Raw genomic sequence first — 23,570 nt, 5'->3', positions numbered from 1 at the left:
GAGTATATTGTTCCAAAATCAGCCAAATTATAATGAAGCCAATTCAGTAGCCTGTTCGTCACGTTCATGACTCAAACTCTGCTTTAACTGACTCAATTGCTTCAAGATACTAAACATTAAAGACAGTTGTTGCAAAATGATCAGTGGTTTCTGGTCTTCTTCCTGCTGTTGTGACAGACGCTGACGGATATTCTGGATCATATTCTGGGTGCTTAGGTCAGGGACCTCATCATAGAGCAGGGCACCACGAATATTTTCTAGGGCTCGGTCTAGTAAGTCCAGCACATCTTGATCCTGAATTTTTTCACGATGCGCACCCAGCGCGGCAATATAACTGATAAAAGTATGATTCAGGCACAGAAACTCAAAAGCCTGTGATTTTTGCACTGGATCAAAGTCAGGTTCAGTGGCCAAAGTCGAGATCAGTGAAGCCACTTCAGCATCGGCATTATGAGCTGCACGGCGTACCACGCGGTAGGTCAGACCATTATTTCGTCCAGACTTATACTGTTCAATCACTTCACTCAAGTAGTCACATTCTGCCTGCAGGCTACGGCTAATGCTGCGCGGCAAGCGACGGAATTTCCAATCCGGGAAGATAAAGCTCACGCCAAACCAGGCAATCGCACAGCCAATTAGAGTATCAATCATACGGGGGATAGCTGCGGTAAAACCCATGCCGTCCAGATTAAAGTTGATCAGGGCCAGAATGGTAATAAAGGCAGTGGCCTGTGCATACTGTTTACTGCGTAATTCAAAGAACAGAATCCCACTCAAAATTAGCAGTAATAATTGCCCTTCAACGGAAGGAATGAAGTACAGAATGGCATAACCTAAAAGAATACCTGCCAATGTTCCAACGATACGTAAACGTAAGCGACGCTTGGTAGCATTAAAATTAGGCTGGCTGACGAATAGTGCTGTAAGCAGAATCCAGTAACCATACTGAATATCGGTCAGCTGGACAAAGATATAGCTGATCAGCAGCACAATCGACAGGCGAATGGCATGACGGAACAACACCGATTCAGGTGTCAGATGCTGTTTGACCCGAATCTTGATATCTTCCCAGCCTTTCAGGTCGTCATCTTTGAGCTGGTTTTCAATATGTTTAGCACGATCAAATTTGATATTACGTTCAGTTTCCAGATTGCGTAACTGCGCATCAATGGATTTCAGGTTCTGGAATAAGGCAAATAGGGCATTGATCCAGACCTGATCATACTGCTGTTCTGTACGCAATTTTTCTAGGGACAATCTCAGGTTTTCAAAGGCATGTTTGAAGCGTTTATTATGTTTATAGGTTTTACGTTGCTGAATGCTTTCACTCAGGTCTTTACAGGCTTTACCCTGAATCGACAGGATGCGCTGAAAACGGAACAGAATGTCGCTATGTTCAAAAATTTTGGCCAGTTTCTGATAATCAATATGCGCAGAATCGGCACGCTCGTGAATATCTTGTGCCACAAAATAATATTGCAGGCTACGACGAGTATCTTTCTGACCCCGGTCACCTTTCAGGCGGGTCAAAAGGACAGTCTTCATTTCATTAAAAATTGAAATCAGTTTGCCATTTTCCAGTGATAGCTCGATCATACTTTGCTGATAACTTTTTGCCGTCATATCGACATCGAACAGATTCGATTTGGCGTAGAGGAAATCACCCAGTGAGGCATAGCATTTGGCCAGATTATCCTGTGCACGTCGCGCAGGGAACAGCAGGAAGCTCAATGTCGACAAAAAGCCATACCAGACCGCACCAATCAGCAGCAAGCTTGCCTGCTGATACCATCCATCAAATAGTTCAACCCCCAGCATGGAATAGACAGAAATCACCAGACAGCCATAGGAAATCGTGGCATAACGTCGACCAAGCGAGCCGAGCAGAATCAGGACAATACAAGAGACAATTAAGGCAGAAGCAAACAGCAGCGGATAAGGAAATAACAGATAGACTGTGACTGCGGTAATGAAGAAGCCTAAATAGGTATAGAACAGATTCAGGATACGCACGGAAAAGCGGTCATCAATATCACTTAAACCTGCGGCCACCACCCCAAGGGTGAGTGGAATAGTCATTAACTGCTGTCCCATGAAATAGGGAACAAAGGCAGTGCCTGCAAAAGCGATCAGCATACGCAGGTTATACATCAGGGTCGTATTATAAGTCGCGTGCTTAAGACGATTGAGCCAAGATTTCAACGGTGATCCTTTCTCTTGCAGTCTTTGCTGCAAGGCTGAATATACATATGAGAAAAAGTATATTTATAACTTTTAATTTCCATGTAAATCATACTATGCGCTATGTTAATTTGTCTGCCTACTACGCATTAAAATCTTTAATTACATGAACTCCAATTCGACAGCACCACGGCCTTATACCATGTACTGGATTATTTTGCTGGCTTCACTGACTGCACTTGGTTCTTTATCCATTGATATGTATCTCTCTGCCTTGCCCGAAATGGCAGCGGATTTTGGTGTCAGCACCCAGATGGTTTCCAATAGTCTGCCAGCTTATTTCCTTGGACTGGCGGTTGGGCAGTTGCTATATGGCCCGATCAGTGACCGGATTGGACGTAAGCCACCGCTTTATTTTGGATTGTGCCTGTATATTCTGGCAAGCCTGTTGTGTATGTTTGCACAGAATGAATGGAGCCTGATTGCAGCACGGGTATTACAAGCCTTAGGGGGATGTGTAGGTGTCGTGATTGCCCGAGCAACCATTCGTGATCGGCTGGATATGCAGGCGGCTGCACAGGCCTTTGCCAGCATGATGATTGTAACGACCATTGCACCGATTATTGCGCCAAGTCTCGGCGCATGGGTACTGATGTTCTTTGAGTGGAATATTATTTTCTTGGTGCTGATGGGCTGTGGTTTGTTTAGTGTGGTCTGTGTGCATTTTTTCTTTCAGGAAACCTTGCCTCCGGAACGCCGTCTTAAACTGAATTTGCAGCAGGTATTGAGTTTATACCGAACCATTTTTCAGGATGAGAGTTTCAGACGACCAATGCTGGTGGGTTGTTTTTCTGGGGCGGTGATGTTCTGCTATATCAGCGCTTCTTCAGCCATTCTGATGGATCATTATCATCTCACTGAACAGCAGTTTGCTTATGCTTTCGGGGGGAATGCTGTGGGAATCATGCTGTTCTCGACCATGAATAAGCATCTGGCCCAATATCTTTCAGTCTTAAGTCGCTTAAAACTAGGTGCCTCTTTACAGGGAATCGGTGTCCTAGCTTTACTGGTTTTAGGCTATCTGAACATTGAATCTGTTGTCCTGGTCATGGTGGCCTTATTTGTTGTTGTAGCCTCAATTGGTTTTGTGGGACCGAATGCGATGGCGCTGGCCATGGCAGAGCAGGGCGCACGTGCCGGAACCGCCAGTGCGATTATGGGTAGTATGCAATTTGCCTGCGGTTTGTTGGGCGGAGTTTTACTGAACTTTATGCTGTGGGATGCTTTATTCAATATGGCCTTGGTAATGGCGATCTTTGTGGTTATAGCCTTTAGATCTGTATTGAAATTAGAACTGCCTAGAGTTAAGCAGAGATAAGGAGCTGCAAGAACTCTATATCTCTGTCAGATGATCCAAGCAGCTCAAAGTTGATGCTTGGATCATGGCTTATCTAATTTTATTCTTCTACAAAAACGGCAAATTCCTCTACCGGAACACGTGGGGTAATAAAGGTATTTACGATATGGTCTGGATCTGCATAGCCCAGTGACATGCCACAGACCAGCTCTTCATCTTCACCTGCGCCCAATACATCCAGCACGATGCTATGAAAATGATTCCAGGCAGCCTGCGGACAGGTATCCAGACCACGCGCCTTGGCAGCCAGCATCACGTTTTGAATCATCATGGAAATATCCATTTTTGAACCTATGCCTAAATCTTTATGTAAGGTGAAGAATAGCCCCACTGGTGCATCAAATAATTCAAAATTACGCAGGTTCTGGCGTGCCATTTTCTCTTTTTCGCCTTTCTGGATATTCAGCAAACCATATAAGCTCCAGCCATTTTCACGACGTCGGTCGATATAAGGAGAGAACCATTGCTCGGGATAATAGGCAAAGGTTTCTTTATATTGCGCGGCCAGTGCTGGATTTTGATAAAGCTCCATTTGCGCCTGACAGACACGCTGTACCAGCTCCTCACGTTTTTTTCCCGTCAGCACATACACTTTCCATGGTTGGGTATTGGTCCCTGAAGGGGCGCGGCTGGCCACAGTCAAAATGTCTTTGAGCATGTCGGTACTGACCGGCGTATCCAGAAAAGCACGAACCGAATGCCGGGAAGTAATGGTTTGATCTACAGCATGAACGAGGTTTTGATCCATTCTAATTTCCAATCTCATATCCTTAATGATAGTGAACTGACTATAAACCAAACAAACCCTGTCGGGCAGGGGGAATTTTAGTTTCACAGTGAATTGTGATGATTAATAAAAATCACATGAATGAGAATGCACTTAGGAGATATAGGAGTTATATAAATAGCTTAAGAAATTTATTGAATGTTTAAACAAAATTGCTTTTAAACATGCAACCGATATTTTAGATGCTGATATCTTGAGCAATTAACATCGATGACTCTAACTATACAGAAAGTTAAGAGCAAAATAGAATGATTAAAATTCAATCTTAAAAATAAAATTAAATATCCATTTTTAGATTCAATTAATATTTTATTTCGATTAAAATTTAGGGGTAGTAAACTATAAAAAATAATAAGTTATACTTATTTTTTATATATTTGCTAACTATAGTTAATAAAAAACAATAAAACTTTATACAAAGAAACAGCATAATGTGCGACTTTTCAGTTGAATACATGCATTTTGAGGAAATAATGAAGATTGCATGGTCAAGCTCTATTTGAAATATCTTATTGCAAATGACTTGATGAACTCAGTAAGGTTAAAAGCACTCATGCAGCAATTCATGCTGGTTGAGAAGTAAAAAATATAGGTTGGATGTTATCGCTATAAGTTGCACGCTGAGATGAATTTACGCATCTGGCGTAGCTTATGCAATCAGCAAAAGGCCGTTTTTCGCTTTTATAAATCTCTCACTGAATATGATCATCACGATGATATTCATAAGTTTGAAACAGATGCGGAATGCTTTGTTGATTCTAAAGGCGATAGATGAATGGAAAAGATGACAATTACATGGGGTTATGTAAGGTTTTCTTCTGTAAAAATGAATCGCAACACGACTTTTAGAATGACAAAAATTCAGAACCATCTTGGACAAAAAAATTATGGATTTTACTTTTAACGCATTTTATACCCTGATCGCTGCAGTAATTGTTCTATTACTGGGCCGGTTTCTGGTGGATAAAATCGATTTTTTAAAACGTTACAACATTCCTGAACCTGTTGCAGGTGGTCTGGTTGCAGCGGTTATCTCTCTGCTGGTTCATTCGTTCTGGGGCTATAGCATTACCACGAGCGCGGAACTGCAAACCAGTTTTATGCTGATTTTCTTTGCGTCAATCGGTCTGAGTGCGAACTTCGCCAAATTACGTGAAGGTGGGATCGGACTGGTGATCTTCCTGGTTGCCATCTCGGCATTTATTGCACTACAAAATGCAGTCGGCATGGGCTTGGCAAGTTTACTGGGTATTGACCCTCTGATCGGTCTAATTGCCGGCTCGATTACGCTGACTGGTGGACATGGAACTGCTGGCGCTTGGGGTGAAATTCTTGAGGTTGAGCACGGTATTCAAGGTGCTTTGGCGCTCGGTATGGCAAGTGCGACCTTTGGTCTGATTATTGGGGGAATTATCGGTGGGCCTTTGGCAAAACTGTTGATTAACCGTCATAATCTTGCTGTGGCCCGTACCGATCAGCAAATCGAAAAACGTGACAACACGCCAATGGACAGCACGACAGATGAATATGTGCAATTTGAATATCCACATCGTGTTCGTCTGATCACCGCCGATAATGCCATTACCACACTTGGTTTGTTTGCAGGCTGTTTGGCATTTGCGGAGCTGATGACTGGCTTCAGTAAAGATACAGTATTTGAACTGCCAACATTTGTATGGGCACTGGCAGGCGGCGTGATTCTGCGTAACGTGCTGGAAGGCATCCTGAAAATCCAGTTCTTCGACCGTGCAATTGATGTTTTTGGTAATGCTTCATTGTCGCTTTATCTAGCCATGGCACTACTGTCATTAAAATTATGGCAACTGGCGGATCTGGCAGGACCATTGATGGTGATTCTAGGTGCGCAAACTCTCACGATGGCTTTATATGCAGCATTTGTGACTTTCCGGGTGATGGGTAAAAACTACGATGCCGCAGTATTGGCTGCAGGTCACTGTGGTTTCGGGATGGGTGCAACCCCAACGGCTGTCGCCAATATGCAGGCGATTACCAATATGTATGGCGCTTCGCATAAAGCCTTCCTGATCGTTCCATTATGTGGTGCTTTCTTCGTTGACTTGATTAATGCCACGATCATCCAGATGATCTTGAAATTTTTCGTCTAATTTTAGGCTTGATAATGAGTCATAAGCTCATAAGGATATGACATGAATGATCAGCTAAATGAAACCTTACTGGACTGGGTCAATGCCTTAAATGGTCCACTCTGGGACTTTTTAGTGGTATTCCTGGTCGCAGTCGGTATTTTGTATACGATCATGACCGGTGCCGTACAAATCCGTTTGTTCTGGCACAGTATGAAAGTCATGAAACGTAGTCGTGGCAAGGTCGAAGACGATCATGGTATTACGCCGTTTCAGGCTTTTGTTACAGGTCTGGCTAGCCGGGTTGGTGTGGGTAATGTTGCTGGTGTCGCTATTGCGATTGCTGTCGGTGGTCCGGGTGCAGTGTTCTGGATGTGGTTTACTGCATTTCTGGGAATGAGTTCTGCTTTTGTAGAATCGTCATTAGCACAGTTGTTTAAAGTCCGGGATAACAAGAACCAGCAATTCCGCGGTGGACCAGCGTATTACATTACTCAAGGTCTTAAACAGAAATGGTTGGGAATTGTCTTTGCCATTGCGCTGATTACAACCTACGGTTTTGTGTTTAATGCTGTGCAGGCCAATGCCATTACGGGTGCAACCTCACATGCCTGGGGCTGGAATGAAACCAATCTGATGTTGCCATTAGGCGGCTTCGATCTGGAAATTTCCTGGATTGGTCTGGTCTTGGTCTTGATTACGGCCATGATTATTTTTGGCGGGATCAAGCGGATTGCCAAAGTTGCTGAAGGGGTAGTGCCTTTCATGGCAGTTCTTTACCTGGCTGTTGCTTTATATATCGCCGTCATCAATTACGATATGTTGCCGTCTATTTTCCAGCTGATCTTTAGCAAAGCATTTGAGTTTGAAGCAGCGGCTGGCGGTTTCTTCGGTGCCATGATCTCGATGGCCATGATGATGGGGATTAAGCGCGGTTTATTCTCGAACGAAGCGGGGATGGGTTCAGCACCGAATGCGGCAGCTGCCTCTGACGTGAAACATCCGGTGAATCAGGGTCTGGTTCAAATGCTTGGCGTATTTGTAGATACCTTCGTCGTATGTTCATGTACCGCTATCATTATTTTAGTCTCTGGCCTATATGAAAATGCCGGTTTTGAAGGTGTAACCTTGACCCAGATGGCGCTTGAAAGCCAGATTGGTGCTTGGGGTGATGACTTCCTGGCCTTGATCCTATTCCTGTTCGCCTATTCTTCTATTATTGGTAACTATGCCTATGCAGAAGGAAATATTCAGTTCATCAATAATAACAGTAAGGTCATGTTTACTTTCCGATTGCTGGTATTGTTTATGGTGTATTTCGGCTCGATTGCCAGTGTGCCGTTGATCTGGAATATGGCGGATCTGTTCATGGGTGTCATGGCTAGTATCAACCTGATTGCGATTGTGCTGCTGATGCCATTTATTTTGATGCTGCTCAAGGACTATACCGGTCAGCTGAAACGTGGCATCGAGCAACCAGAGTTTAAACTCGATGATCATCCGAAATTTAAAGATAAAGTTAAATCAGATATCTGGTAAGACTTGAGCAAAAAGCCCCGACTGGTTCGGGGCTTTTTTATGAGCTTAAATTATTAGAATGACACAAAATTAAGATAGCTTTGATATAGGATAAAGCCAGCAATCAGGCTGAACCAGACTGGTAATTTCGAGCGTAACAGTAAAATCATCACGATGACAAAAACCAGATCAGACCAGGAACGAAAATATGCCTGAGAGAGATCAATCAGCAAATATAAAAGCAGTCCGACGACTGCCGCATTAATCCCGCTCACTGCCTGAAAAATAATACCTCGCTGCATTAACCATGACCAATAAGGCAAAGTAGCAAAAATCAGAAAAAATGAAGGCAGGAAAATAGCGCAGGTTGCTAACAGTGCATTAATCCAGGGTGAGCCTGTCCAAGGCAACAGAGCACCGACATAGCTGGCAAAACTAAACAATGGACCCGGCATCAATTGAGCAAATGCATAACCTAGATCGAAAGATTGGGGCGAAAGTAAATTGGTCGTCACAAAGTCCTGATGCAGCAAAGGCAGAATCACATGTCCACCACCAAAAACCAATGAGCCAGTTTGATAAAAATCAGCAAAAAAAGCGAGTTCAGGCCAAGAACCAGATTTGACTAGTATAGGAATCAGGAAAAAGGGCAGTATAAATGCGATGAACCAGTAAGGTGAGTGACGTGGCCGAATATAGCTTGAGTGAATGATAGATGAATTTGAAGCAGGCTTATTTTCCTGAGGAGAATTAGAAAATTTTGCCATTACAAGGCCAAAAACTGCCCCTAAAATAATGACTAATAGCTGATCCAAACTGATACTAATGAAGCTCAGGATCAGGACTGAAATCAAGACCAGTACATACTGCCAGATGCTCTTGCAGAAACTGTTAAGCATTTGCCAGAATGCCCAGACGATTACAGAAAAAACGATCAATTGAATGCTATGAAAGCTGTTTGAGTTTAGAATATGGAAATAGTGCTGACCGAGTACTGCGATCAAGCTCATCAAAAGCGCTGAAGGCAGGGTAAATCCAAGCCAAGCCACGAATGCCCCAGCATAACCCCTCTGCAGATAGCCAATTGAAAGGCCTACCTGACTGCTGCTGGGGCCGGGCAAAAGCTGCGCTAATGCAATCAGCTGGCCATATTGTGTCGTATTTAACCACTGTAACTGGTCGACAAATTTACGGTGAAAAAACACCAGATGCGCTGCCGGTCCACCGAATGCCATACAGCCCAGTTGCAGGAAAGTGAGAAAGATCCGGTACATTGAAGGTGTATTCATACAGTGGCTGAAAATTGAAAGACATTAGTGCAACTGTATGACAGTTTTACGAAATTCTACAGATTATTTAAGCATGTGTTTATACACTATGCTGCTTTAACAAAATGAGGACGTGCTCTGCATGCAGAAATATGTACTGAGTATATTGGCGATGACAATGATAGGCCTGAGTGGCTGCCAAACGACATCCGGTTTAAATCAACCTAACTCTAGTCATATTAAATCTGCCAGTTCAATAGCAGAAGCCCAAGCACGCCCAAACCAGATCAATTTCCACAAGATCAAGCAAACAGAAAACCGTCCGGTGATTGCACTTGTTCTTGGCAGTGGCGGTGCGCGTGGCTATGCGCATATCGGTGCAATTGAAGTGTTGGAGCAGGCAGGCATACAACCTGACTTTATTGTGGGAACCAGTGCCGGCAGTATCGTAGGTTCCATTTATGCCAGTGGTAAACCGGCGATTGAACTGCGTAATATTGCGTTAAGCATGAAAGCGACTGACGTCCGCGACATCAAGCTGGACCCTAAAGGTTTTTTTGATGGCAAAAAAGTCGAAAATTATGTGAATTTGCAAGTGGATCAAACGCCTTTGCAAGCCATGAAAATCCCGATGTTTGTGGTAGCCACAGCCTTGAAAGAGGGCAAGCGGGTAGTCTTCAATTATGGTAATACCGGTCAAGCAGTACGTGCATCCGTTTCTATTCCAAGCATGTTTATTCCGACTGTCATCCAGAAAAAAGAATATGTGGATGGAGGGTTAGTCAGTCCAGTGCCAGTTAAAGTAGCTCGTGAGCTGGGCGCTGATATTGTGATTGCTGTCGATATTTTGGCGCAGCCAATCCATACTGAAACCACTAATGTCTGGGGTCTATTCAACCAGAACATCAATATCATGCAGCAACGTTTAGCTTCTGAGGAACTGCAATATGCCGATGTAGTGATTCAGCCAGACTTACGCGAAAAAGGTCATATTTTTGATGTGCGTGGCAGGGAGCTGACCATGGACGCTGGCATCGAGGCAGCTAAACTCAAGCTACCAGAGATTGCTCAGGCCTATCAGAAGCATAATTACAGTCAGGGTCATCAGATTCCATTGCTCTTGGCTCAGCAACAATAGTTTGCTCTAAGATTTTTAATAAAATATTTATTTTTCATAAAGATGTATAAAAATATTTACCTCTTTTCTCATGTAGATGAAAAGCGGCTCATTTTTGCTCATCGTTTTTAGAGATGAGCTGATGTTTTCTACCTATTGAAAGTCACTTAAAGCCCGAGTTTCAATTGGAAATAAATATTTGAATTATAAAAATATAGTGATTTTATAAATATATTTTAAGGCTATTTTTTTGATTTTAACAAAATTATTCACAGACTTAAGTTAAACAACTGTTCAAAAGCTTAGAAGATCATGACAGAATAAAAATTGATAGATTAATAAATGTAAAAGCCATATGAATCACATCGAAATTGGCCAGCAAGTCACATTAGCTCAGTTTGAAAATACAATTTTTACTGTAACTAAAGTTCATCCCGATGGTTCTTTTACCGTTGAAACTATATTGCATGGCCAGCAGACTTTAAGTTATGAAAATGTGGCGCGAGAAATGTTGAGACAGGTGCCTGCTTAATTCGAGATTATTTTTTGTTAATGCATGCAGTTCTCTTAAATCGAGTTCTGCATGCTTAATAAATAATCTCTTAATTGCAGTGCATTGATTCAAGAAAATAATTTACTAGATAAATTCCTGTTTATTTTATAGTTACTGAAAATAACTTTCTGATGATTTTTATGGATCTTCAGAGGAATATCTTTTTTTTTGTATGGAGAAAAATTTCATATCAAGAATTATGATGTTTATTTGCCGAATTGAACATTTTATTTAGACCAAAAACGCTATAATAATGGTCTATATCATTGTCATTCAAAGAGTTCAGAGAAAACGATGGCCCCTTTAGATCAAATTGCAACAGCATCGGATGACCAGTCAGAGTTAACGATGTCGGTCCTTATGACGCCAGATATGGCGAACTTTTCAGGAAATGTACATGGTGGAACAATTCTGAAATTATTGGATCAGGTTGCTTATGCTTGTGCGAGTCGCTATTCGGGTAGTTATGTCGTAACCTTGTCTGTAGACAAAGTAAATTTCAAAGAACCAATTCATGTCGGTGAGCTGGTGACTTTCCTGGCAAGTGTGAACCATGTAGGTCGTACTTCAATGGAAATCGGTATTCGTGTAGAAGCACAAAATATTCAGAAACGTACTGTACGCCATACCAATAGTTGCTACTTCACGATGGTCGCTGTTGATGAAAATGGTAAGCCTAAACAGATTCCACCGCTGAATCTGGACAATGACTGGAAACGTTGCCGTTTTGAAGCGGCTGAACAACGTAAAGTTGCCCGTCTGCAGGAAAACCATCATCCTTCATGCAGCATCTATAAAAAATCAGCGCATAGTTAAGTACTAAACTTAATTCGTTTATTAAAGAGGCCTTCAATGTGAGGCCTTTTTTTTGCCTAAAAAATCATTCAACTTTGGTTTAAGCTTCTTTTTTAATCCAATATGAAACGATACGTATCGTTTCGTTTTTTGGTTTTAAGCATGAGTGAAGAAGAAAAATGTTCACGGCGTCAGCACAGTATTCTGCAAGCAGTTTCGGATGCACTAGCAGAAGGTGAATATCATCAGCTAACAATAGAAGATGTGGCTGCACGGGCAGGGGTTGGCAAATCTACGATTTACCGCTGGTGGAAACATAAATCTGAACTGGTACTGGATGCTTTCAAGCAGCGTACAGCAGGGGTATTTGAACTGGATGCTTCACAGAGCCTGCGTAGTAATCTGGTTCAACAGCTAACTTTGCTAGTTCAAGCGCTTAATCATCCGGTAGGCCGTGCTTTGCTGGTCGTTATGGCCAATCATCGGGAGCTGGCTGCAGACTTTTTTCAGCAATATCTATTACCACGACGAAAACAAACCCATCAATTGATTCAACAGGCCATTCAACGTGGAGAATTACGTGCGGATTATCCTTTTGATCTGATGCTGGACACTTTATATGGGCCGATTCATTACCAGATCATTTTCTTCAACCGCATGCCGGATGATCAATATATCCAGAATCTGGTAGATATGGCCTTAAGCCCAGCTTTGATTTCTCCCTGAGTTTAGTCAATTCTTAAATTTATTTTAAAAGTTGCGTGTTATGTCTGCTAGTCCTGAGCGCTTATGGAATCGCTCCTTTGTTCTGTGTTTATTGAACAATCTGTTCCTGTTTATCTATTACTTTGCCTTACTGACCATTCTGCCAGTTTATATCATGAAAGATCTGGGCGGATCAGTCAAAGAAGCAGGTTTGGCTTTGACCCTGTTCTTAGTGTCATCAATTGCCGTTCGACCTTTTTCAGGCATGAGCATTGAGAAACTCGGCAAGAAATTGGCAATGCGCGGAGCCGGAGTTATTTTTGCCTTGTTTGCCTTTAGTTATCTGCTAGTCGACAGCATGTGGTCATTATTGGCAGTACGTTTCTTACATGGGATCTGGTTCAGCATCCTAACGACGGTCACCGTCCCTGTCGCGAATGAGTTTATTCCGGAATCTCGTAAGGGTGAGGGCATGGGGGTTGGCTGGAGTCTGGTACCCGCTTATGTGATTCCTTTACTCGGCGATAATATTGTGGTGAAGAAAACGCTGGAACCTTTACCGATGATTACTCTCTATGTCAGTTACCCTAAAAATAACCAGCATCCTGCGATTGAGCTGATTCTGAAAGTGCTCAAAGAAAAGTTTTGTGTAGACCTTTTTAAGTAAATTATTGATCTTCCATAAATGAAATGTGCTACAGAAATGATCTGTAGCACATGCTTTTTAATCGCAGAGGAAAATCGCTTTATACTAAAATTCAAAAAATAAGAAATCGGTTGAAGCAGAATGATGAAGCTCTGTAACAACCCTCGGTCACGCGGCATGACCTTGCTGCCCATCCTTAAAGAACTACAGATCGAAGACCAGCTTGAGCAGGTGGAAGTTCCCTATAAAGATATGCATCAACCTGAATATCTTCAGATCAATCCGATGGGCAAAGTCCCGTGTCTGGTTGATCAAGGCATCGTGATCTCAGAAATGGCCGCTATCATTATCTATCTGGCAGATAAATATCAGGACAAAGGGTTGGCGCCCGCTTTAGATGATCCCAAACGTGGTGCTTATTTAAAATGGATTTTCTTCTGTCATGGGCCACTGACTGAATATATCGATGTAAAAAATTTACAAGTATCTCAAGAACAGATTGAAAAGGTTCGAACCAGTTTAAGTTTTGGTAACGAAGCCGCGGTATTTGATTTTCTTAATCAGGGCTTGTCGCAGGCCAAGCCTTATCTTTTAGGTGAAAAAGTTTCTGCTGCAGATCTATATGTAGCCTATTGTCTGATCTTCGCAATTAGTACCGAAATTTTACCGCCTTTAGAAGAATTCAAACCTTTTCTCCAGCAGATGGCACGTCTTGGTTCTCTCAAAGATATTTCATGGTTTGAGCAATAATGGACTTAGCTTTTATGTTCATCTATAAATAGGAAACCACGCCGTAGCGTGGTTTTTTAAGTCAGGTCAATTATTATTTAACATGGAGCTTGTTGAACAGCGCCTTGCTTGTGCTTTCCATAGATTGAGGAATGGCAAGAGCTGCTACGAAGCGGTCTGGACGCAGGATGACGATAGAATCTTGGGTCTTGCCAAACCATGTACGGATTCAGTGCCGATATCACCAATGGTAATAACATCTTCATATTGCTTACGCTGTTGATTAGACAGCTGAACCGCAGGAATGACCTGAATGAACTTCACGCCAAGTTTTTTCCATTGCTGCATTGATTCCTTGCTTAAGCCCCATTTCGGATCTACACCCCAGGCAATGATGGCAAAGTCATTACCAATGACTTCATCCAGTAATGCTGTTTCACCAGATTCCAGTTTGACCTGTGGCTGAATGAACATTTTGCCAACTGGAGAGTCTTTGTGAGTATTTGCCAGTAACGCACCATCATGATATTTCGGCATTGGTTTAAAGCGCATTTCCAGCAGGTACTGTTTGATTGGCTTAATATAGTTCAATGCATAGGCAATACCGTCACGCACAAAACCTTGCCATTTTTTCGGTGGCGCAAGCACGTGCCCTGCCATGACTGAAAGATCGATCATCGCTTTGGCATGGTCTTTACGTTCTACCTGGTAAGAGTCCAGCAAGTCTGGACCTGCTTTGCCTTGTACCACTAGTGCTACTTTCCAGGCCAGGTTAAAGGCATCACGCATACCGCTGTTATAACCTTGACCTTGCCATACAGGCATGATGTGCGCAGCATCACCGGCAAGCAGAATACGGTCGGCACGGAATTTGTCCGCAATACGTGCATTGTGGTTATACACACGTTGACGAATCACTTCAATACCGCTGGTATTTGGTAAAACTTTAGACAACAGTTTGGCAATATTTTACGGTTTGCTGAGTTCTTCCTGAGTTTCGCCTGACATGACCATGAATTCGAAGCGGCGAATGCCATGCGACAAGGCAGCCGATACGTAAGGACGTACGGGGTCACAGCATAGATAAATATGTGGGGTTGCCAATGGGTCATTATCGATATCAATCACGATCCACTGGTTCGGTGCAGTTTCACCTTCAAATGGAATATTGAGGGTACGACGTACATAAGAGTTACCACCATCACAAGCAATCAGGTATTGCGCACGAATAGTTTCTAAGCTGTCATTTTTAGTCTGAACATTTAAAGTTACACCCTCAGCATCCTGGCTGAAATGTGTCAGGTGACGGGAGAAAAGTACTTCAGTTTTTTATATTGTTTGAGGCCTTGCAGCAGAACATTATCTATTTGAGGTTGAATGAAAGCATTACGGCGGGAGAAACCAAATTCACGAGTCAGTGGCTGAATGTCTGCGAAGCAACGGCCTTTGGGTGTCAGGAAGCGCATGGCATGGTTAGGGGTAGTATGCGGCAAGACCTGATCAACCAGTCCCAAAGATTGAATGGTACGCAAGGATTCATCATCAATGCCGATGGCACGCGGATAATCGATCAGGCTATCCAGCTGTTCAACCACAGTGACTTGAACACCCTGTTTGCTCAGGTAGTTCAATCGTTAAGCCTACTGGGCCAGCCCCCAAAATCGCCACTTCAGTGGTGTAATTTGTATTGCTCATCGCGAATGTCCATTCAATCAATTCAGGATTGAGACTATTAAGGAACAATCAATAGCGCTAAACAAGCTAGTCCATAGTAGGTTATGTCTATCAAAAAGATTTGGTTGAAAAGATTTTAATTTTAATAAATTATTGATAATAAATAATAATATTTAAATTTATTCATAAGATGAATGAATCCTATGATTATTTCTAGCTATAGTGAATAGCCTATAACGTATAAAAAAGCTGAATCACGCAGTTGCATGATTCAGCCTCGGTCTATATCCCGCAGCATAGGTCGAACCTACTGGAGATTTACTGCACAAGATGTTGCTTTAAACCTGATTAACGAGTCGATGTCGACTTAGTCGTTTTTTTACCATCTTTGTCTTCTGTAGCAGCTTCAGACGCAGCAGGCTGGTCAGCAGGTCCAGCCGTGGTTACATTCGGATTTGGGTTATTCGTTGCAGGAAGTTCCTGAGTTGTTACAGTGACTTTCTGTTCCTCAGTGGTCTTCGTGTCAGTGGTATTGTTTGCTGCAAAACTGGTAGCTGCGGCTGCAGTAAGCGTTGTTGCAAGTAAGATTTGTGCATATTTCATGTTGAGCATCCTTTTTATTACATTTATAAACTGCCGAATGACCATCACATCAATCCGGCAGGAATTCATCCTAAGCATGAAAATTTTACGGAGCAAAGTAATTAACAAAAGCCGCACGAAGCTGTTAACCAAGCAAATACAATCACTGGAAATTTGTTTTCTTCTGTTAAATGTATAGGAAATTTTTAGCTGGAAATGTGTGTAAATATTTCAAATATAGCGTTTAAGTGAACCATTTAACGGCTAAAAAGTACTTACTACAAACTGTTATTTTTATTTGCACTGAGATAAATAGGATTTACTCATCCAAAAAATGAACACTTTTGCAAGAGTCCAGTGCTCTATAATAGTCAGGTTTACTACTTCTAATTCTATCTTTGAGAATCAATTTTGAAAGTTCTTGCCGCTCAGCAGCCTATTCCTGTACACATCATTTCCGGATTTTTAGGTGCCGGTAAAACCACTTTATTAAAATATTTACTGAGCCAGAAACCGGAGCAGGAAGTCTGGGCTGTGCTGATGAATGAATTTGGTCAGATTGGCGTCGACCAGCAATTACTGCCTCAGGATCAGGGCTATGCAGTGAAAGAATTGCTGGGTGGCTGTTTATGTTGTAGCAGTCAGTTGCCGATGCAGATTGCTTTATCCCGGCTATTGTCAGAAACCAAACCGGACCGGCTATTTATTGAACCTACAGGACTCGGACATCCCGGACAACTGCTGGAACAGCTCACTGAACCACATTGGCAGAGTCATTTAAAGATGCAATCTTTGGTTACCGTGGTGGATGGCTCACGTTTACATGATCGGGACTGGACGCATCAGAACCTGTATGCGGATCAGCTGAAAGTTGCCAATATTGTGGTCATTTCCCATGCTGATTTGATGACTGAAACTGATCATGCTGCTTTAACTGAACTCAAGTCTGAGTATCAGCCCTATGCTCAGCACTGGCTGATGATAGAAAACGGACAGCTGGATATTGAGCAAATCAAACAGGATTATCAGGGTACTCCTCGGCAGATCCAGCCACTGCTCAAGCAACAGCGCCAAATATCTGGAGAGATGCCGGCTGTCGTACATCAGTTGCCTTATCATTATGTTGAAAGTGCACAAGGCTGTCAGGTGGCAGGTTGGAAATTGCCGAAACGCTGGCAGTTTGATTTTTATAATCTGCTGGATTTGCTTTGTGAGCAGCAGGACTGGCTACGTATCAAAGGGATTTTCAATACCAATCAGGGCTGGAAAAGCTTTAATTTCAATCCTGAACAGTTTAATTATCAGTCTGCTGAAGAAGGCATTGATAACCGGGTAGAAGTGATTTACCAGACTTCACGTGACTGGCTAGAATTTGAAACCGCCTTGATGCAATGCCGGATTGATCAGGAAAAATAGCTTCGAATCTGCGTGTAGAAAATAGCTGGATAAGACGAAATCTGTCCAGCAAAAAATCAATAAATCTTATATGCTAGGCGCCAAATTTGAGGATTGTGTTATGGCGTTAAAAGCGACAATTTATAAGGCAGATTTGAATGTTGCCGATATGGATACCCATCGTTATGAAGACTATCAGTTGACGATGGCGCTGCATCCTTCGGAAACCATTGAACGTCTGATGGTACGTATTCTGGCTTATGCACGTTTTGCTGGCGAGACGCTTGAATTTACCAAAGACCTGTTTGAGACTGATGAGCCAGCGTTGTGGGAAAAAGACCTGACTGGCCAATTATTGAAATGGATCGAAGTAGGTTGTCCTGACGAAGATAAAGTCAAGAAAGCCAGTGCGCGTTGCAAGCAGGTCGCAGTAGTTGCTTATGGTTCTTCAGTTGATGAATGGTATAAACGTAATTCCAAATTGAAAACTTTATCAAATGTTGAGGTCTGGAAAATTTCAACCGCCAGCACTGAAGCGGTACAACAGTTATGCGAACGTACCATGCAGCTGCAACTAAATATCATGGATGGTGAATGGACCCTAATCGGTGATCACGCCCAAGCTGTAATTGAATGGGAACAGTTACAATAACAACTCACAAGGATGCAAGTTTCGACTTGTGTCCTCGCCCCAATATTTCGTATATCTGGAGAGAATAATAAGTTCCAGGGACGAAGCATGTATCATGAACTTTATGATTTGCTGTTAGCAGTCGTGATTGGTGCGGTTATTGGAGCGGAACGGGAATATCATAGTAAATCTGCCGGACTGCGCACCATGATCATGGTCAGTCTGAGTTCTTGTCTATTTACTATTATTTCCTTAAAAATCGGCGTCGCCAACCCCGACCGTCTGGCAGCCAATGTCTTAACTGGCCTGGGTTTTCTGGGAGCCGGAGTGATTTTAAAAGATGATAACCGGATTTCTGGGATTACCACTGCAACCACAATCTGGATGACAGCTGCACTGGGCATGGCAGTTGGTGCTGGCTATGAGCTGTTAAGTATTTGGGCGACCTTTATTGTCATGACGGTGCTGGTTTTGCTGATGTATGTACAACGCGGCATTGAATCTCTGAATCAGGAACGTAACTACGAAATTGTCTGTCCTTTTGAACAGCATGAACCAGATCATTATGAAAAACTGTTTAAACAATACAAATTAAAAGTCATCCATTCCAGCCAGCAAAAAATCGACCGGCGGATCACAGGCCGCTGGATCCTGATGGGTTCGGCTAAAAATCACCAGAAATTAACCCAGTATTTATTACAGGATAAGAAGGTTCAGGAACTCAGCTTTTGATCCATTGCAGTTAAAGTCTGAGGAATTTGGCTCAATCGTGTTTATACTAGGGCTATTTGCAAAATGAAGGATATTGACGATGACCAAAGAACTAGAAATTATTGACCTGGTGGTGGGTGAAGGTAAAGAAGCGGTAAAAGGTGCACTGATTACCACGCATTACACTGGCTGGCTGGAAGATGGAACCAAGTTTGATTCATCGCTGGATCGTGGTAATTATTTTGAGACGGTCATCGGCACTGGTCGTGTGATTAAAGGCTGGGATCAAGGTATCATCGGCATGAAAGTGGGGGGCAAACGTAAGCTGATCGTACCTGCTCATCTGGCTTATGGTGAACGTAAAATGGGGAACATTATCCCGGCAAATTCCAACCTGATTTTTGAAATCGAACTGTACGACGTTAAAACACGTGACTGATATTATGTGACTTTCTGAACAGTACAATATGTCAGGAATTCAGCAGCAGGATAGCTCGTCGGTTATCCTGCTTTTTTATATGAAAAATCATTGGCAATATCCAACATTCCACGTACATTAGAATTAATAACAGTAGCTACAGGATGGCCTTTTTGCTCAGGTTTAGGGGGATTATGCTGATATTGGCATCGTGGTTGATGCTGATATTTTTGATGGGGACTACACGGATCGTGTGGGCTCAATATGATGCTGCTCCAGAATCTTATTTCCTAGCTCATCAGAATGAGGTCACCGAACTAAAATTTGATGAAGATAGTACCACCTTGTTGCAAGGCAAATGGCAGTTCTATCCACGTCAGTTCATTGAGCAACCAGATCCTGAACTCGAATCACAAGTAGTTGAACTCCCAGCTTCATTCAAGAGTCTCACCGGAACCAATGCCACTTATGGCACTTTTATTAGCCATTTTAAAATTCCCAAAAAATTTATCGGACAACGTTTAGCGATTCAGATTCCGAGTCAGTATGGTGCTTATAGCATTTATTTAAATGGGGATATCTTGCTGCGTCTTGGTAAAATCAGTAAAACCCCGACAGGGCAGGTGACTGAAAAGGCACCTAAGATCGCATCTTTTGTGCCACAGAATGAATATTTTACCTTAAGTATTCAGGTTTCCAACTATACTAATTTACATGGCGGATTAGAAAAGCCTCTGAAAATTGGCCCCTCTGCGACCATTAACCGACAGTTTATGTTGCAAATGCTGAGTATTGCTTTGGTCTGTGGCACAGTGCTGGGTGTAGGACTATTTACCATTTTATTTTCCCTGTTTCGCGGATCTGTGGAGCGAAATAGCCGCAGTGTATTTATTTTTGGCTTATTTATTATTTTTTTGGCACTGCATAATCTGTTTTCTGCGCCACATCCATACGCCATTGTAAGTAAAATCAGTTGGTTATGGGGCGCTCGTCTAGAATATCTGTTCACTTTTCTGGCAATCTTATTCTTCCTGAGCTACATGTACCTGTTTAAGCCACGTTATATCCGACGTTCAATTTATTACGTAGGTGCGGGATTACTAATTTTTAATATCGCAGTAACCTTGTTTAGCACACCAGAAGTTTTTGAGCGTCTGGCTTTGTATAGCGTTATCTATGGTCTGGTGATACTGGGTAATTTTATTTACGGGTTTTATGTGACACTTTCTCAAGGAGATGAATATTCGTTCACTAACCTGTTTGCCATCATCTTTTTGTGTGTGACCTTTCTTAATGATTATCTGGTATTACTGAATGTAATTGAGAGCGTGCATCTGTCATTTATTTCGACCAGCCTGTATGTCTTGATCATTATGTTTCAACAATCTCGTAATTATGCCCATCAAACCTACTATACCGAGCGACTGAATAATAAATTAATGATCTTGAACAGTTCACTGGATCAGAAAGTCAAAGCACGTACAGAGCAATTACGTGAACTGAATGCCAAACTCGAACATCAGGTGAATATTGATGCTTTGACGGGTGCCTTTAACCGTCGTGCTTTAAATGACCAAATCCAGCAGCAGTTTTTATACTGTCAGAAACATCCACACAGTACACTGATTTTTGCCATGCTCGATGTCGACTATTTTAAAAACTACAATGACTATTATGGGCACTTAAAAGGAGATGAAATTTTACAGAATCTGGTCAAGGTCATTCAAACGGTACTCCCCGAATCCGCGTATTTAGCTCGTTATGGTGGAGAAGAATTTGCGATTCTACTCACTGATGTACCTGTTCAGGCAGCCTTAGAGTTTCTGGAAAAAGTCTTGCACAAGATTCGCGAACAGCAATTTGAACACTTAAATCGAACAGATGATAAATCTTATGTCACGGTCAGCATGGGTATTTCCTGGATGGATCAAACACATCCCTATCCAGATATTCATGCACTGATGAAAGCGGCAGATGTGCAGTTATACGCGGCTAAGCAGGCAGGGCGAGATCAACTTAAAATGGCATGAAAAATTTTTAATTTTAAAAAGCGTATTTATATAAATGATAATTTTCTTCATTTTCCGATTGATGATTCGGTGAGAAAAATCCATTTTTTTGATAATAACTTAAAGCTGTTTGAGTCGATTGGACTTTAATTTTATGGATATTTTTACGCACTAAGGAGTTGTGCATCTGATCAAAAAGCTGGGTGCCAAACCCGAGTCGCTGGAAACGGGCAGCCACATAGTGCATCAGGATTTCTCCAGTGTCACTGACCAGCAAAAAGCCGACAATCTGATCATTTAAAATATACACCCAGCAGTCGTTATAAAGCATTTCCACAATCAGCTGGGCGTGATTAAACTGCTCCAGCCAGCGCTGGATCACGCTGTCTTCACGTTGATGATCCAAAATACAGGATTGAATACTGTCGTGGATGACCTGGATTATTTGAGGTATATCTTGAATCTTCCCTTCACGAATCATAATTTTATTCATTTACTCGACCATAAAGAGGGACCTTTTATTTGAAGGAAAATGCTCAAAAAAACAAATACCAATCGTGTAGCTTTTTGAGTGCATTTGCTAAAGAATCCAGAGTTGATGATCGATTCTGTAGTGATTTGTCTGATTTATTTATCCTGATCAATATTGGCTTTCTGGATTCATTCTAATTTTTAACAAGATTTTAGATCCTTATTTCAAATTGAATACTGGGAAATAAGGCTCAACCGAAGAAAAAAATCCAAGAAGATCTAAAAAAATCCTCAAGTTTACTGTACAAAAAATAGACTTGTGTTAAGTTGGAAGAAGATCGCCAAATCAAGAATTGGCAGACCGTGATAAAAATAAAATTAACTACACGAGATGATCAATGATTCTTAAGTTCCTGATTTTTTCATGTCTAGCCCTGATACTGTATGCGACCTGGTTTATCGGCATGAAAATCTATAAAACCCAGCAGTATGTAAAGAGTAAACGTGTCGAAAAAGAGGATCCGATTTCCAGCAGTACTGAAGAGAGTCAACCTGAGTCTCAGGAAACATTGCATGTGGTCGATGCCTATGAGCTGGAACTGTTTGATGATGTAGCGCAATTATTTTTCCAACATCAGGTTCAGATTCAGGATCGCAATGAAGCAGAGCAATTACAGCAGGAACTGCTCCGTAAGATGCCGATGCATACCGGTACACAAATCCGTCAGATGGATTTAGGCGAATGGTCAATTTTCTGGAATTTTTATGACCAGTCACTGGAATATTATGTCGGCCGTTATGGGGTATTTTATGCCCATGTCGACCGTTTCGGCGAGGAACACCGTCAGGAAATCAGAACCGATATTCAACAGGCATATTATGCTTAAGCAGCTAAATGCTTAAATACTCTAGAGACTAAAATCAAGCTGCATTTTTGAGTTGATGTAATTCACTGAACTTAGCGAGCACTTCATCCCAGAGCTGTTCTGCGCCCTGACGGAAATAACCCATATGTCCAATGTGTTTGAGTCCATAATCGGTCGCCTGAATATCAATATAATGCAACGAGGCCTGACGGTAATGTTGTATAAAGGCTTGTCTGGATTTAGGTAAGGCCCAGGCATCATCGAGTGCGGCTACGGCATAAATAGGTGTTTTTACCGCGGCATAATGGGCATGTAGGTCTTTCAGTTCAGGATCGGCAAAGAAATAGGTCGGATTTTTACACCATTTGCGCCACTGACGATAAACATCACGCGGCAAGTCAGCGCCCATATTTAAACGACTCCATGGCAAATAGCCTGTCACCGCTACCATCGGTGGAAAAACAATATTCCAGATTACCTGAACCTTGATTCTTTCAGTTAAAAGCATATAACCATGCCAGCCAGCACCGGTGCCAAAGCAGTACATTGCTTCAATGCGATCATGATATTTACTTAATCCCAAAGCCTGCCCGCCATAGGAGTGGCCAATCATATAAATATCCAGACCGGTTCGGCTGAGATAATCAATCGCAGCGCTGAGATCATATTTTCCCCAGTCTAAATAGGACATTTTAAAATTCTTTAAACGTTTGGGTGCAGAATCAGCCACCCCACGATAATCAAAAGTCAGTACCTGAAAACCTGCTCGTGCTGCATAATCGGCAAAGCGCCGGTAAAAAGCTTGGGGGACACCCGTTGCGCAGGCGATGACAATATTGGCTTTGGCATATTCACTGCGGTAAAGCTTGCCGGTTAAGGTATAGCCATCTTCTGCCAGAAACTGCACGGTTTCGACCTGAATTTTTCCTTGTTGCATGCTGGATATCCTTATACGTGGATTGAATCAGGGGAGGTGAATCTATATTATTTTT

The 23,570-nt window shown here is 42.2% G+C and carries 20 protein-coding genes and 3 pseudogenes; 16 read left to right on the top strand and 7 right to left on the bottom strand.

Annotated features, from left to right (window positions below):
- Window positions 1-27: 27 nt before the first annotated feature.
- Window positions 28-2,202 (bottom strand): YccS family putative transporter, encoded by a 2,175-nt coding sequence (yccS, locus tag FOC32_RS16040; protein ID WP_175968025.1) that lies wholly within the window; start codon window positions 2,200-2,202, stop codon window positions 28-30.
- A gap of 145 nt (window positions 2,203-2,347) precedes the next feature.
- Between yccS and FOC32_RS16035 the strand changes: the two genes are divergently transcribed.
- Window positions 2,348-3,559, top strand: a complete 1,212-nt coding sequence (locus FOC32_RS16035; RefSeq protein ID WP_175968024.1) for a multidrug effflux MFS transporter — start codon at window positions 2,348-2,350, stop codon at window positions 3,557-3,559.
- Between the two features lie 79 nt (window positions 3,560-3,638).
- Here the strand turns inward: FOC32_RS16035 and FOC32_RS16030 are convergent, their stop codons facing one another.
- Window positions 3,639-4,346, bottom strand: coding sequence for a nitroreductase (locus FOC32_RS16030; protein WP_175968023.1), 708 nt, complete (start codon window positions 4,344-4,346; stop codon window positions 3,639-3,641).
- Window positions 4,347-5,272: 926 nt separating this feature from the next.
- Here FOC32_RS16030 and gltS point away from each other — a divergent pair.
- Both gltS and FOC32_RS16020 read left to right on the top strand, forming a co-directional pair.
- Window positions 5,273-6,511, top strand: coding sequence for a sodium/glutamate symporter (gene gltS, locus FOC32_RS16025; RefSeq protein ID WP_175968022.1), 1,239 nt, complete (start codon window positions 5,273-5,275; stop codon window positions 6,509-6,511).
- 42 nt (window positions 6,512-6,553) lie between these two features.
- The gene (locus tag FOC32_RS16020; RefSeq protein WP_175968021.1) at window positions 6,554-8,029 is read left to right on the top strand and encodes an alanine/glycine:cation symporter family protein; all 1,476 of its coding nucleotides are present in this window, start codon (window positions 6,554-6,556) and stop codon (window positions 8,027-8,029) included.
- 53 nt (window positions 8,030-8,082) lie between these two features.
- Here the strand turns inward: FOC32_RS16020 and chrA are convergent, their stop codons facing one another.
- Window positions 8,083-9,297, bottom strand: coding sequence for a chromate efflux transporter (gene chrA / locus FOC32_RS16015; protein WP_175968019.1), 1,215 nt, complete (start codon window positions 9,295-9,297; stop codon window positions 8,083-8,085).
- Window positions 9,298-9,418: 121 nt separating this feature from the next.
- On the opposite strand from chrA, the gene FOC32_RS16010 reads away from it, so the two are divergent.
- The 7 genes and pseudogenes from FOC32_RS16010 to FOC32_RS15980 all read left to right on the top strand — a co-directional run bounded on the left by FOC32_RS16010 (window position 9,419) and on the right by FOC32_RS15980 (window position 13,842).
- Entirely contained in the window at window positions 9,419-10,414 is a 996-nt protein-coding gene (locus FOC32_RS16010) for a patatin-like phospholipase family protein (protein WP_005236978.1), read from the top strand.
- A gap of 334 nt (window positions 10,415-10,748) precedes the next feature.
- A complete protein-coding gene (locus FOC32_RS16005) occupies window positions 10,749-10,925 on the top strand; it encodes a hypothetical protein (protein WP_162835329.1) in 177 nt (58 codons plus the stop codon).
- Window positions 10,926-11,240: 315 nt separating this feature from the next.
- Window positions 11,241-11,762: an acyl-CoA thioesterase gene (locus FOC32_RS16000; protein ID WP_004784949.1), complete on the top strand. Its 522-nt coding sequence runs from the start codon at window positions 11,241-11,243 to the stop codon at window positions 11,760-11,762.
- Window positions 11,763-11,903: 141 nt separating this feature from the next.
- Entirely contained in the window at window positions 11,904-12,467 is a 564-nt protein-coding gene (locus FOC32_RS15995) for a TetR/AcrR family transcriptional regulator (protein WP_034581092.1), read from the top strand.
- Window positions 12,468-12,507: 40 nt separating this feature from the next.
- Window positions 12,508-12,924, top strand: a pseudogene (locus FOC32_RS15990) (MFS transporter); the annotation flags it as partial.
- A pseudogene (locus FOC32_RS15985) lies at window positions 12,916-13,113 on the top strand (RpiR family transcriptional regulator); the annotation flags it as partial. The pseudogenes FOC32_RS15990 and FOC32_RS15985, both read left to right, overlap by 9 nt.
- Window positions 13,114-13,236: 123 nt before the next feature.
- Window positions 13,237-13,842 (top strand): glutathione S-transferase family protein, encoded by a 606-nt coding sequence (locus FOC32_RS15980; protein WP_034170130.1) that lies wholly within the window; start codon window positions 13,237-13,239, stop codon window positions 13,840-13,842.
- A 73-nt stretch (window positions 13,843-13,915) separates the two neighbouring features.
- On the opposite strand, the pseudogene FOC32_RS15975 reads toward FOC32_RS15980, so the two are convergent.
- Together FOC32_RS15975 and FOC32_RS15970 are read right to left on the bottom strand one after the other, a co-directional pair.
- Window positions 13,916-15,516 (bottom strand): annotated as a pseudogene (locus tag FOC32_RS15975) (bifunctional 3-(3-hydroxy-phenyl)propionate/3-hydroxycinnamic acid hydroxylase).
- Window positions 15,517-15,843: 327 nt separating this feature from the next.
- Window positions 15,844-16,098, bottom strand: coding sequence for a hypothetical protein (locus FOC32_RS15970; RefSeq protein WP_034170131.1), 255 nt, complete (start codon window positions 16,096-16,098; stop codon window positions 15,844-15,846).
- 390 nt (window positions 16,099-16,488) lie between these two features.
- Between FOC32_RS15970 and FOC32_RS15965 the strand changes: the two genes are divergently transcribed.
- The 5 genes from FOC32_RS15965 to FOC32_RS15945 all read left to right on the top strand — a co-directional run bounded on the left by FOC32_RS15965 (window position 16,489) and on the right by FOC32_RS15945 (window position 21,262).
- Window positions 16,489-17,493, top strand: coding sequence for a CobW family GTP-binding protein (locus FOC32_RS15965; RefSeq protein WP_175968017.1), 1,005 nt, complete (start codon window positions 16,489-16,491; stop codon window positions 17,491-17,493).
- Between the two features lie 100 nt (window positions 17,494-17,593).
- Window positions 17,594-18,124, top strand: a complete 531-nt coding sequence (locus FOC32_RS15960; RefSeq protein ID WP_175968015.1) for a YaeQ family protein — start codon at window positions 17,594-17,596, stop codon at window positions 18,122-18,124.
- Between the two features lie 87 nt (window positions 18,125-18,211).
- The gene (locus FOC32_RS15955; protein ID WP_005236960.1) at window positions 18,212-18,835 is read left to right on the top strand and encodes an MgtC/SapB family protein; all 624 of its coding nucleotides are present in this window, start codon (window positions 18,212-18,214) and stop codon (window positions 18,833-18,835) included.
- A 79-nt stretch (window positions 18,836-18,914) separates the two neighbouring features.
- A complete protein-coding gene (locus tag FOC32_RS15950) occupies window positions 18,915-19,253 on the top strand; it encodes an FKBP-type peptidyl-prolyl cis-trans isomerase (RefSeq protein ID WP_004814829.1) in 339 nt (112 codons plus the stop codon).
- A 173-nt stretch (window positions 19,254-19,426) separates the two neighbouring features.
- Window positions 19,427-21,262, top strand: a complete 1,836-nt coding sequence (locus tag FOC32_RS15945; protein WP_175968013.1) for a diguanylate cyclase — start codon at window positions 19,427-19,429, stop codon at window positions 21,260-21,262.
- A 13-nt stretch (window positions 21,263-21,275) separates the two neighbouring features.
- Here FOC32_RS15945 and FOC32_RS15940 read toward each other — a convergent pair whose 3' ends face one another.
- A complete protein-coding gene (locus tag FOC32_RS15940; RefSeq protein ID WP_175968223.1) occupies window positions 21,276-21,722 on the bottom strand; it encodes a GNAT family N-acetyltransferase in 447 nt (148 codons plus the stop codon).
- 391 nt (window positions 21,723-22,113) lie between these two features.
- On the opposite strand from FOC32_RS15940, the gene FOC32_RS15935 reads away from it, so the two are divergent.
- Complete coding sequence (locus FOC32_RS15935) at window positions 22,114-22,599, top strand: hypothetical protein (protein ID WP_034170202.1); 486 nt, start codon at window positions 22,114-22,116, stop codon at window positions 22,597-22,599.
- Window positions 22,600-22,633: 34 nt separating this feature from the next.
- Here the strand turns inward: FOC32_RS15935 and FOC32_RS15930 are convergent, their stop codons facing one another.
- Window positions 22,634-23,515, bottom strand: a complete 882-nt coding sequence (locus FOC32_RS15930) for an alpha/beta fold hydrolase (protein ID WP_175968011.1) — start codon at window positions 23,513-23,515, stop codon at window positions 22,634-22,636.
- Between the last annotated feature and the right edge of the window lie 55 nt (window positions 23,516-23,570).

The organism is Acinetobacter sp. FDAARGOS_724 (assembly GCF_013364475.1).
GTDB lineage: Bacteria > Pseudomonadota > Gammaproteobacteria > Pseudomonadales > Moraxellaceae > Acinetobacter > Acinetobacter variabilis.
The sequence above is the reverse complement of the archived record's forward strand: the minus strand, read 5'-3'. Positions and strand labels throughout refer to the sequence as shown.

What these genes read in the sequence shown, in the direction of transcription:
- FOC32_RS15950 (WP_004814829.1), top strand. Translation starts at nt 18,915, where the DNA reads ATGACCAAAGAACTAGAAATTATTGACCTGGTGGTGGGTGAAGGTAAA.
- FOC32_RS16005 (WP_162835329.1), top strand. Translation starts at nt 10,749, where the DNA reads ATGAATCACATCGAAATTGGCCAGCAAGTCACATTAGCTCAGTTTGAA.
- FOC32_RS16000 (WP_004784949.1), top strand. Translation starts at nt 11,241, where the DNA reads ATGGCCCCTTTAGATCAAATTGCAACAGCATCGGATGACCAGTCAGAG.
- FOC32_RS16020 (WP_175968021.1), top strand. Translation starts at nt 6,554, where the DNA reads ATGAATGATCAGCTAAATGAAACCTTACTGGACTGGGTCAATGCCTTA.
- chrA (WP_175968019.1), bottom strand. Translation starts at nt 9,297, where the DNA reads ATGAATACACCTTCAATGTACCGGATCTTTCTCACTTTCCTGCAACTG.
- FOC32_RS15940 (WP_175968223.1), bottom strand. Translation starts at nt 21,722, where the DNA reads ATGATTCGTGAAGGGAAGATTCAAGATATACCTCAAATAATCCAGGTC.
- FOC32_RS16030 (WP_175968023.1), bottom strand. Translation starts at nt 4,346, where the DNA reads ATGGATCAAAACCTCGTTCATGCTGTAGATCAAACCATTACTTCCCGG.
- FOC32_RS15930 (WP_175968011.1), bottom strand. Translation starts at nt 23,515, where the DNA reads ATGCAACAAGGAAAAATTCAGGTCGAAACCGTGCAGTTTCTGGCAGAA.
- FOC32_RS15995 (WP_034581092.1), top strand. Translation starts at nt 11,904, where the DNA reads ATGAGTGAAGAAGAAAAATGTTCACGGCGTCAGCACAGTATTCTGCAA.
- FOC32_RS15955 (WP_005236960.1), top strand. Translation starts at nt 18,212, where the DNA reads ATGTATCATGAACTTTATGATTTGCTGTTAGCAGTCGTGATTGGTGCG.
- FOC32_RS15980 (WP_034170130.1), top strand. Translation starts at nt 13,237, where the DNA reads ATGAAGCTCTGTAACAACCCTCGGTCACGCGGCATGACCTTGCTGCCC.
- FOC32_RS16010 (WP_005236978.1), top strand. Translation starts at nt 9,419, where the DNA reads ATGCAGAAATATGTACTGAGTATATTGGCGATGACAATGATAGGCCTG.
- FOC32_RS15970 (WP_034170131.1), bottom strand. Translation starts at nt 16,098, where the DNA reads ATGAAATATGCACAAATCTTACTTGCAACAACGCTTACTGCAGCCGCA.
- FOC32_RS15960 (WP_175968015.1), top strand. Translation starts at nt 17,594, where the DNA reads ATGGCGTTAAAAGCGACAATTTATAAGGCAGATTTGAATGTTGCCGAT.
- gltS (WP_175968022.1), top strand. Translation starts at nt 5,273, where the DNA reads ATGGATTTTACTTTTAACGCATTTTATACCCTGATCGCTGCAGTAATT.
- FOC32_RS16035 (WP_175968024.1), top strand. Translation starts at nt 2,348, where the DNA reads ATGAACTCCAATTCGACAGCACCACGGCCTTATACCATGTACTGGATT.
- FOC32_RS15945 (WP_175968013.1), top strand. Translation starts at nt 19,427, where the DNA reads ATGCTGATATTGGCATCGTGGTTGATGCTGATATTTTTGATGGGGACT.